General features: G+C 60.6%; 7 protein-coding genes and 1 pseudogene. 3 read left to right on the forward strand and 5 right to left on the reverse strand.

Going from position 1 to position 10749, the window contains the following annotated elements; genetic code table 11:
- Positions 1-69: 69 nt before the first annotated feature.
- On the forward strand, positions 70-1095 hold the full coding sequence (locus G6N73_RS14345; RefSeq protein WP_165028665.1) for a DUF4062 domain-containing protein: 1026 nt from the start codon (positions 70-72) through the stop codon (positions 1093-1095).
- Between the two features lie 162 nt (positions 1096-1257).
- Here the strand turns inward: G6N73_RS14345 and G6N73_RS38585 are convergent.
- Together G6N73_RS38585 and G6N73_RS14355 are read right to left on the reverse strand one after the other, a co-directional pair.
- Positions 1258-1441 (reverse strand): annotated as a pseudogene (locus G6N73_RS38585) (hypothetical protein); the annotation flags it as partial.
- Between the two features lie 142 nt (positions 1442-1583).
- Positions 1584-1844, reverse strand: a complete 261-nt coding sequence (locus G6N73_RS14355) for a hypothetical protein (protein WP_165028822.1) — start codon at positions 1842-1844, stop codon at positions 1584-1586.
- A 360-nt stretch (positions 1845-2204) separates the two neighbouring features.
- On the opposite strand from G6N73_RS14355, the gene G6N73_RS14360 reads away from it, so the two are divergent.
- Positions 2205-2894, forward strand: a complete 690-nt coding sequence (locus tag G6N73_RS14360; RefSeq protein WP_165028667.1) for a Crp/Fnr family transcriptional regulator — start codon at positions 2205-2207, stop codon at positions 2892-2894.
- A 2-nt stretch (positions 2895-2896) separates the two neighbouring features.
- Here the strand turns inward: G6N73_RS14360 and G6N73_RS14365 are convergent, their stop codons facing one another.
- From G6N73_RS14365 to G6N73_RS14375, 3 genes are all read right to left on the reverse strand, one after another.
- Positions 2897-7105, reverse strand: coding sequence for a cytochrome P450 (locus G6N73_RS14365; RefSeq protein WP_165028669.1), 4209 nt, complete (start codon positions 7103-7105; stop codon positions 2897-2899).
- Between the two features lie 80 nt (positions 7106-7185).
- Positions 7186-9012 (reverse strand): adenylate/guanylate cyclase domain-containing protein, encoded by a 1827-nt coding sequence (locus tag G6N73_RS14370; RefSeq protein WP_165028671.1) that lies wholly within the window; start codon positions 9010-9012, stop codon positions 7186-7188.
- A gap of 273 nt (positions 9013-9285) precedes the next feature.
- The gene (locus tag G6N73_RS14375) at positions 9286-9489 is read right to left on the reverse strand and encodes a hypothetical protein (protein ID WP_165028673.1); all 204 of its coding nucleotides are present in this window, start codon (positions 9487-9489) and stop codon (positions 9286-9288) included.
- Positions 9490-9970: 481 nt separating this feature from the next.
- Between G6N73_RS14375 and G6N73_RS14380 the strand changes: the two genes are divergently transcribed.
- Entirely contained in the window at positions 9971-10747 is a 777-nt protein-coding gene (locus G6N73_RS14380) for an esterase/lipase family protein (RefSeq protein ID WP_165028675.1), read from the forward strand.
- Positions 10748-10749 lie beyond the last annotated feature (2 nt).

Raw genomic sequence — 10749 nt, forward strand, 5'->3', positions numbered from 1 at the left:
GGCCTAAACGGGATAGTGGACCGGGAGGCGAAAGGATCTGTATGATTTGAACATTAGGGGGATTCCAAATTGGATAAGCGTTTCCAAGTTTTCGTCAGCTCAACTTATGCGGATTTGGAGCAAGAGCGCCGCAGTGTCATTCAAACTCTTATGGAGATGGACTGTATTCCAGCCGGGATGGAGCTATTTCCTGCCTCGGATGACGATCAATGGCAGTTCATTAAGAAAGTAATCGATGATTGTGACTACTATATCTTGATCTTAGGTGGTCGATATGGCTCGACGAACGTCGAAGGCATCGGGTATACCGAGATGGAATTTGACTATGCAAAGTCTATCGGCTTGAAAATATTATCCTTTGTGCACGAGAATCCCAGTTCTATCCCTGTCGCCAAATCCGAGCTGGACGCGAGCTTGCGGGAGAAATTTGAGGCATTCAGAACGAAGGTGAAGGCGGACAGACTGGTGAAGTTCTGGAGTAGCGAGAAAGAGCTGCCGGGGCTCGTAGCGTTTAGCCTCATGAAAACAATTAAAGCATACCCGGCGATTGGCTGGGTAAGGGCCGACAAAGTGACGTCAGAGTCATCTCTGATCGAAATAAACTCTCTACAAAAGGAAAATAGTGCGCTTAAGAAGCAAATCGAATCAGCAAATAGCAGTTTGTACAATAAATCTCTCAATCTGGCCGGTTTCGACGAAACCTTTGATTTGAAATATTCATACACAATTAAACGCCAATACGCCACTGATACAATAAGCGAAAATGCAAAAATGACGTGGCAGCAGATATTTGGAGCCATAGCGCCTGAGTTAATTTCTCATCCTTCAGATGGAAAAGTTGAGTCAATGATCGGCAGAGTAGCATATAAAACAAACAACACTGGCGAAAAGGTAGTTAAGCTTGATAATGATTGCTTCCAAACTGTAAAGGTGCAGCTAATAGCGCTTGGATTAGTCACTGTCGACTATCGTCAAACCACACAGGGAGGAATGGGCGTGTTCTGGTCACTGACCGACAAAGGCAGCAGTTTTATGGCTGCTGTGCGCACCGTGAAATCGGCCAAGAAAGAGAACGCACGCGCCGAAGGCGACTAACCCGCAGGCGCGGCCCCAGCGGATTCGCGAACATCGCCTCAGCGTCGGCTTCCGCCCGGTTTTCCGCGCGCCCATCGAAATCCTCCCGGTCGGGGGGTCAAGTCCTCCTGCCCGATCCGGAGACATGCTGTACGGCCCGCAGACATGGGTAACAGCTTGTGCCTAGGACATGGGTGACAACCTCGTGCCGAACGGGTTGTCGATGGTCTGCAAGGTCCTCTGTTCCAGGTCGATATATCCCAAATCATAAGTGCATGAAGCTGACGAGCCAAATGCCGTCGTCGACTTCGGTGATTCCGAGCCTCTGTCCGGCGAGCACGGCGGAGACATTGATCTTCTTCCTGTGATCATCGACGCCGATGTAAGCGGCGATTCAACCGCCGACATCGCCGGCACCAGCTTCATGACAGGGACCGACTTCATCGTCTGAGCCGGTCAATCGGCGCGCCAGTAATGGATTGGCGGCCGCCGCGGTCGTTGCTTCCGCATCAAAAGGAGTGCGGCGGCACGAACAGGCAGATAGTCCTGGTATCGTCTGCGCCCGCAACCGAGCACCAGTGATATTCGCCGTCCGGCGAATTTTTCAGCCGGGCGTCGGAATAGGAGACGATCTCGCCCGTCCCCTTGATCACGTATCCTTCCGGACCTTCGCCGATAACTTTCGACGAAACCTCGCGGCAATCGAAACCGGAGCAGCAGGAGTATGGGTATCGCCAGCCTGTGGGAGCTTCATGGGCATAGGCAGGCATGCCCGAGCCCGACGCGGCGAAGCAGAGGGTTGAAACCGCAGCGAGCCGCAGACCATAGCCGAAGCTGTGACCGGCATGGGCGTGGAACGCCGCGAATGACAGTTCCAGGGGATGGGCGAAGTTGGACATGGCTCAAGTCCCGCAACGGGTTTGATCAGGTTCGGCTGGCCCGTTGCGCTCGCTGCGATACCGGCGACGGACGGTTTTCCACGCCTCCCGAGTTGACCCCTCCCAGCTTAGAGCGGATGGTTGCCGCCGAATGTAACCCATCTCACAGCATCACTGCTTTTGACGCGACAACGGCCTTTGATCCGGGCACCTCTTGCCGTAGAAAGGTGGAGAGCAGGACCGGGTAATCTCATGGCCCTCCCGACAGCGAAAGTTAACAATCTGCGCGAGCTGCCACGGCTCGCGAGGATCAGTCCGCAATTGTTCGAACTCCTGTTCGGCGGATGCAAGGCCGAGCGCTACACAGCCGGCCAGCATCTTTTTGTCCAGGAAGACGTCGCCGATCGCATATATGGCGTCATCGCCGGAACGGTGGAGATCTCGATCTATTCGCCCGGCGGGCAAAAGCTCGTCGCAAACATCGAGCTGGCGCAAAGCCTGATCGGTGAAATCGCCGTGCTGGACGGCGGTCCCCGCACGGCGACGGCGAGATGCCTCAGCGACTGCGAACTTGTCTCGCTGAGCCGGGCGCAGCTGTTCGATCGCATAGAGAAACATCCGCCGCTCGCACGCGCCATGATCGAACTCTTGTGCGCGCGCTTGCGCTGGGTAAGCGGCGAACTCGGCGATCAGGCATTTCTCGGAATCGAAGCGCGGCTGGCCAAGCGGCTGCTTTTCCTGTCCGGCACCATGTCGGATTCGGCCGGCTGGATACCGATCTCGCAATCGGAACTCGCCGAATTTCTGGGAGCCACGCGCGAATCAGTGAACAAGACGCTCAACGACTGGCGCAGCCGGGGCATCATCGCCATCAGGCGAGGCGGATTGCACATCGATAATCCGGGCGCGCTTCGCCACGTGGCCGATGCGGAAGACAACTGAATTCACAGCCGCGTCGCGAGATACCGCAGCGCCGCACGGCTCGGCAGAAAGAAATAACCGCCCCCGCGCGTCGTGACGAAGTTCGGAATTCCCTTGAGCACAACGGCTCCCTCCCATCGCGGGATCGAGAACCGGCCTTCGCCGACCTGCGCTCCGATCGTTGGGTCTTTCTCCGCAAGCAAGCCGTGAAACGAGGCTGACGCCACCCAGGTCTGCTGCATAAACTCGTACTGGCGCTCGATGTCGGCATTCAGACACATGAAGAGCAGGCCTTTTTCGGTCCCCTCGCCGCTTTCCTTTTCATAGGTGCGGCCGATGCGGAGGATCCGGTGGCGCTTGCCGATCCTGATTTGCGTTTCGTGGTCCTCGCCAAGCGAATCGCGCGGATTCGACCGGCGCACGTGAGCGCCGAGCGGGCAGCGCAGTCCCTGGGGGTCTTCGGCGCCGAAGGTGAAATCGTTGTCGGGGGTACGTCCCGGACGCCCATCCGGATTGCGGACGAGCGAGGTGCCGTCAGGCCAGCGGCCGACCATCTTGGCGGCAATCCAGCGCGGCGTGATTTCCGGATCGTTCTTTTCCTCCGCCGCCGCGACGCAGTATTCCTTGAACCTGTCGACGTGCTGCTCGAATTGCCGCACGACGAGAAACGATCCGTTCCTGCCGAAATCGCGCAGACCGGGGCCATCGGACGTGATGTTGTCCGCGCGGAGCGCCGGCAGGACGCCGCATCGGTCGTGCGAAGAACGCACTGTCGGCGTGGGCGGGTAGAAGCCATGTTCGTCGCGGTAGCCGAAGAGGAACTCCCCGGCCGAGATGATGTGCTGGGCGGCGACCGACGAGTTGGCGCGGGGCGTCCCGCGCACGATAGGTTGCGACACGCCATCGACAAAGCCGAACTGTTCCACCGCCTTCTTGCCGCTGCGGCGGATCGCCAAAGGCAGTTGCGCCACAAGGACCATCCCGGCGGTTTTCGTCCGTCGGGCAAGTTCAGCGATATCCGCCTCCAGCGCTTCGGGACTTGCCGCGTAGCAGACGACCACCGCATCCACCGGTTTGGCCGGGGAACCCCACTGCCAGTTATCCGGCGTGCTTTCCCCGACATCATCGAGGATGCGGCTTCGCGCCGCGCTGCCCATGCCCTGACGGAACGCCAGCGGAAATTTCTCCAGCGGATCATGGTCGGGATCGCTCTCCAACCCAAGGCGGCGCAGGCCGTCCGGTCCGAAAGCAATCATCATTGCCCGCTCCGCCGGGACGCTTTCGCCGAAACTCACCCTGGCAGCGATGAATTCGAGCCAAGCCTTCCGCTTGGCGCGTCCCAGGGTTTCCGGAATCCGGACCGCGAGCATGCGGGCATGTTCCAGCGAGCCGAGGGCGCTGAAGAAAACCGACTGGATCTCGCCGCTCTCGAGCGTTTCCACCGGCGGCGGAGCAGGCGCGAACAGATCGACCAGCTTGCTGCCCTCCTTTGCCGGTTCCGGCCGCGGCATCGAGCCGAAGAGGTGGAGCCAATCATTCGCCTCGCTGTCCGTCGCCTGGGCTATGCCCTGTCTGATCTTCGAGTTGATGCGTATGCGCGACGTGTTGAGGTCGGGATAGGCGGAGTACCAGAACAGGGTCGGGATCTGCTGCCGGCGCGCCCATCGCTTGAAGCGATCGCCGTCGCGGGCGCCGTCCAGGAACAGCCAGCGCGTTTTGGGAAAACCTTCGGTGTTGCTCCAAACGCCGGTCAGGCCGGAAGCCGCCTTGGCGACGAAATCCTCCAGATAACTCTCCCAGCTGCCGCCGTAGTTGCTGAAGAACATCAGCTTGTTGGTGCCCGGCACGAGCACCCAGCGTGCGAAATGGATAGTGTTGATGTCGGCGAGAAACCCCGGCCGGAAGACCTTCTGAGCGGAAATCGAAATAAGGTAGAAGGTCAGGCGCAAGGCGAGCCTTCGCAACGTGCCGTACTTCATCGTCGAAATCGCCGTCAGATGGTTCTGGGCGGTCCTATCCTCGCGCTCGAGAATGGCCTCCAGTGAGGCAAGATCGATCATCTCGTCGCTTGGCACATCGCGCTTCTCGAGCCGGCGCAGCGCAAGGAAGCAGAGGCCGACAAAGGTCACGATCAGCGACGTCACGCCGACGACTGTCAGGATGAGGGACGTGCCGGCCACGAGCAGATTGCGGAAGAAGCCGGGAGCATAGCCGAAAACGAATGTGTAGGTTATCCACCAGCAGGCCGCCAGGATGGCCAAAACCGTTGCAAGCACTGCCGGCGCCTTCAAAGTGGTGATCGCCGCTCGCCAGAGGTTTCCTTTCGGCCCTTCGAGCGGATTTTCCTCTGGCTCGAACGCCCAGGAGAGATCATCGCTCTTCCTGATGTGCTGCCTGACTTCATGCAGCGTCGCGGCGGCTCCCGCCTTGCAATGCGGCTGTTCGACAATGGCTTGCGCCATCTCCGCCAGATCGGCCTCGGCGCGGATGCGCCCGACCGAGAACCCGGGCGTCCCCGAGAAAACAAGGCCTGCATTGCTGCCGAAGGATGGAGATATCTCCACCGCATGCTTGCGCATGAAATGCTGCAGCGTCTGACCGCCGGGGAAATTGCAAGCCTGTTCGAAAATTTCCCGAACCAGGTGCCCGGCATGACCGGCGAAGGCGTCGATGACTTCGTCATTGCTGCCGTCGCCCGACAATTCGAGCACGAGATGCGCGCCGTTGCGATCCGGTTTGCCCCGGCTGTCCTCGGTCACGGCAACGGCGAGGCTGGCGAAATGGATGACGCCGCTCGCGTCGAGCGCGGCGCGCATCTCCGGACCCGCCGGATTGCCGAGGGCCGCGATCTTTTCGCGTATTTCGGCGAGAGACGATGCCGGCTCGATCGGGCAGACGACCGTGACCATAGAATGCTTGACCGCGCGGCAAAGAGGGGACGGTTCGAAGTCGACCTTCAGGCTGTCCGGAAAGGCGGCAATTCGCGTCAGCCTGCCGGCCTTGCCCTTGGCGCGCCGCAGATTTTTCTTCGCGAACAGGGCGCGCAGGCTCTCGCCGATCTGGATCCTCGCAATCGCAGAACCGATGCAAAGGTGGATGCCGTGTCCAAACACGAGGTAGTCCCGATAGGGGCGGGTTGCATCGAAGTCATTCGGCCGCTGGACCGCGTCCGGGTCGAACATTGCCGAAAGCGTCGCCGGCATCACCACCGTCCCCGCCTTGACCACGCGTTCGCGGCGGGTCCCCTTGGCGATCACCGTGTCCCGAGCGGTGTAGCGGAACGGGCCGATCCAGATCGGCTTGAAACGCATCGCCTCGAGGATTGCCCGGTCGAGCAGTTCGTCGTCACCGGCGGCAAGCGCCCGCTCCACGGCCGCCCGGGCATCGGCCCGGGAGAGGATGACGTCGAGGCAATTGCCGCCGGCAAGCAGGTTGGTCGGCCCGAAGCCCGCGATCATGCCCAGCATTATCGAATGGATATCTCCGAGAGTGAGCTTCCCACGGTCGAGCATGGCGACCAGCCGGGCCAGCGGCGTCTTGCTCCCAGTCCTGCCGTCCCTGACGGCTTCGATCGACCGGTCGATGGTCTTGATCATCCGGTCGGCAGCGACAACCGCCGTTTCGCGGGTCGCGGGGCTGCCGCCTGGATCGGAGAAAAACAGCGCGCTGAGTGCGATCGACCAGTCGGCGAACTCGGCCTCGTCGTCTATCAACATACCGAAATATTCCCGGCAAATATGCGCGGGGACGATCTTCAGAAGATCGCGGACAGCGTCGAAGCCCGGCGCGGCGCGGGTCATGATCTCGCGCGAATGGCGGGCGGCTATCGGCCTGACGGCGGCCTCCACCTCGTCCGGCGGAAACGCGCTTAGCACCGACGACTTCATCCGCCGATAGTCCGGGCCATCCTGCATGCCGAGAATGAAATTCGAGCCGCATGCAATCTCGGTCATCTCCGGACCGTACGGCGTTTCGAATTCGTCCTGGCGTTCGAGAATGTCTCGGACGTCGTCGTTCCTCGTTACCAGCATGAACTTGCCGACGCGGAGTATGGGCCAGAAGCGCCGAAGCAGCGAAAGGGCCCAGCGCGGATCCTCGAAAAGCCTCCCTATGATCCGGCTGGCAAGACCATCGGTACGAAGCCGCCCGAGATCGAAACGCGGCAGTTCCGAAGCCGGCTTCTGGGCGCTCTGCGCCTTGCGGACGCCCTCGAAATATTTGAACCTAGCCATCCGCCACCCCCAGCGCTCGTCATCCAATGCCCCGCTATTGTTGACATAGGAATGCGAGCCCCCCGCGTATGTGAACAGCTTCACAGATGGCGGCCATCCTCGGTCTGCAAGCACTTCCCACCGGCCGGCTCGTGTGTTCTGGCCATTTCGAAATTCTCGATCAGGAACGCATTCGCTGCCTTGTCGGCGAACGGTATCCAGCCCACTCGCTCACTGGAAAAGTCCGGATGCCTGGCCTGGAATACCGCCAGTTCCCGCCTGGCTGCGTCAGGCTGGCCGCTTCGCATCAGCGCGCCGATCTTGAGAAAACGCGCGTAGAAGTAGCCGGGCGAAAGGCTGAGGGAGCGATCGGCTGTCTCGATTGCCGAAGTCCAGTCATGGATGAAGCAGTAGCCGGCGGCGAGTTCTCCCAGATTATGAAAGGCGTAGAGGTCGAACGGGCTCAGCCGCTCCACGTCTTGAAAGAGCGGGATCGCTTTCCTGGCTTCCCCCAGAAGAAGATGGGCGCTGCCCTTGGCCGAGCGCGCAAAGGCGAAACTGGGATTTATGTGAAGCGCGTCCTCCAGATGTTCGAGCGCCGATTTCGGGCGGCCACGCATAATGTCGGCGACGCCGAGATATGCATGTGGGCGCGCATCCTGGCTATCCACAAGCAGCGCCTTGCGCGCATAGCTGGTAACCTTCTCGAGCTCGTCGCTGTCGCCGAAACGAAGCCAGGCGCGCCAGAAATGCCACCATGCCAGTTCGTTGAGGACCGCGCTGGAATTGGGATCCTCGAGATAGGCCTTTTCGAAGAATTCACGGGCGAGTTCCGTATCCTTGCGGGTGCGACGGTTCATGTGCCAGCGTCCCCGTCGGACCAACTGCCAGGTTTCCAGGCTTTCCCAAGGCACCTGGAAAGTGCGCGTCTGCTCGACCCGGTCGACCTCCTTTTCGAGCATGGATACGATCTCGCTGCCGATCTCGTCCTGCAGCTTGAAAATATCGACCAGTTCGCGTTCGAAACGCCGCGACCACACCAGCCGGCCGTTCGACGCATCCACCAGGCTCGCATTCAGCCGGATGCTTCCGGCGCCGCGGCTCAACGCGCCGCCGACCACGTAACGAGCGCCGAGGACGTTGCCGATCGCCGTGGCGCCAAGGGCATCGTCGCGGAACTGGAAACTGGAGCTCTTGGCGATCACCGAGATCCATCTTGTGTTGGACAGGCCGTAAATGATGTCTTCGGCGAGGCCGTCGGCAATGTAATCGATGTCTCGCTCGCTTCCGTCGTTGCGGAACGGCAGGACTGCTATTGCGGGAGGTCCGCTTGAAAGATGCTTCTGCTGGTGGGCCGTGTTAGGCTGAGCGATCGTCCGCGGTCTTCCAGGCGCTCCATCGCCCCCACGAGTCGCAATCAGGACGCGGACCGGGAGCGTGATGTTCTTGAGCAGGAATTCGCCGAGATCAGTAAACTCGGCGGTGGATTTGTCCTTCACATGGTGCCAGGCGGTCTCGGAGATTGCGAGGCCGTTGTGGGGCGCGAATTCCTGGATTCTGGCTGCGATATTGACGTCGTCGCCATAGAGGCTGTCGTCCCGGACGATAACATCACCGGTGTTGATGCCGGCCCTGAACGGCATCTGCATATTGTCATCCGCCGAGGCGTTGAGGGTGGCGATCCTGTCCTGGAAATCGAACGCAGCGCGCAGCGCTTCGATCGGATTGCCGAATTCCGCCATGATGCTGTCGCCGGCCGCGCCGAACGTCCGGCCGCCAAACACGCCGCAGCTTTCGATTATGATATTCCGTCGTTCCTCGAACGCGGCCACGGCGGACACATCATCGAGGCCCATCAAGCGCGAAAATCCAACCGCGTCGATCGAAACGATGGTAGCCAGCTGACGGGTGTAGTGCCAATCAGCCATCGGTTCACCCCTTCCGGGCATCTTCAAGACCGGGTGTTGCCCCCGGCTTCAGGCCGAATTCCCATTCAACATAGGAGAGCCTACGCCTGGACGACGTTCGCGCCCCCTTACTCCTCGTTCAAGACATTAGATGTAGCTGAACCATAAGAAAAGCTCCATCTGCATGGGCGTGTCGAGGAGGCTGGAATTCAGGAAGCGCCGAGAAGCGCAGTAAGCGCGCCGTAGCAGGGATACGCGCGCGCCACGGTCCCCGGCAGAACGCTGGTGGCAAATTCAAGAACGGGAGGGGCGCGGCTTGGGTCTCTTCGGCATTCGCGCTTCAACCTTGGCGCAAGGGTGCGAGTCAGCGTCGTCCAGACGCTCATAGCGAACACCGGGAAAAATGACGATCACCGCAGTCGACGGCGCATCTCGCTCCTCGATCGATGCATGTCGGCGCACAAAGCGCTGCGGCTCGAAAAAAAGAACTTCGCCCATGCCGGATCTTGCTCCTGGCGGATGGAGCAGAGCCGTTTGGGGTTACTTGCAGATGACAGCTAACCCGCCTGAAAGGCCTGCTCGCGGCCTAGGGTTTCTCATTCTGACGCCGCACCGTCTGTGAGGATTCTCACATTGCGGCCGATAAGGCAGTTTGGCCGTGACAAGCGCAGGCACTTTTGCTTTTGCTGGACCAGCAGGATTGCGTCGCTAGCGTCCGAGCGGTCCACGACATGCCCCCTGGCGGACGCGATGCACGCTCTTCAAAAGCGCCTGCCAAGCGGGCGAAGTGCAGTATCCGAAGCCGGCTTCCAACAACAGTCTCGCACTCTTTTCGATTTCCCGGCAAACTATTGCAAGGAGCACGATGCAGCACCATCTCGACCCAGGCAGCCCTGCATCAAAACCGCACAATTGGCGAAACAGACTCGGAATTGTGAGTGAAGGCCATTCGACCCAAGGACGTTCGACCGGAACTGGAATGACGTTAACCGAACAGACGCTGAAGCCGCCTTCCAGGCTGCTCTTCGCGCTTGAACTTCGCACCCTGCCCGAGCTTGGCGGCTTCATCGCCGCGCTGCCGCTCCTGACGGCGCTTGCGCCGCGCGGCGACGGCCACCCGGTGATGGTGCTGCCGGGCCTCATCACAGGAGACAGCGTGACCCTGCCGCTCCGGATGTTCCTGAGGTCCAAGGGATATTCCACGTTCGGCTGGGAGCAAGGCCGCAATTTCGGCCCGCGGCCGGGCGTCGAGGAAAAGATGCTCGACCGGGTAAAGCAGCTCGCCGACTTACATGGCCGCAAGATCAGCCTCGTCGGCTGGAGCCTCGGCGGCATCTATGCGCGGCAGCTGGCGAAGGTGCTGCCGGACGAGGTGCGCAGCGTGATCACGCTCGGCAGCCCGTTCAACGGCGATCCGCGCCACACCAATGCGTGGAGGCTCTACGAACGCAAATCTGGCCATAGGGTCGATGATCGCGAACGCCATATCGGCGGCCCGATCGACGTCTCGCCCCCGGTGCCGACCACGGCAATCTTCAGCCGCAGCGACGGGATCTGCGCCTGGCGGAACTGCGTTGAAAAGGAGAGCCCGATCGCCGAGAACATCGAGGTTCAGGCCAGCCATTGCGGGCTCGGCCATCATCCGGCCGCGGTGTTCGCGGTTGCCGACCGCCTGGCTCAGCCTGAAGGCCGATGGAAGCCTTTCGACCGCAATGGTGTGCGGGCGCTGTTCTTTCCAGATCCCAAGCGTGCCTAGAA

Source organism: Allomesorhizobium camelthorni (assembly GCF_011045125.1).
Taxonomy (GTDB): Bacteria; Pseudomonadota; Alphaproteobacteria; order Rhizobiales; family Rhizobiaceae; genus Allomesorhizobium; species Allomesorhizobium camelthorni.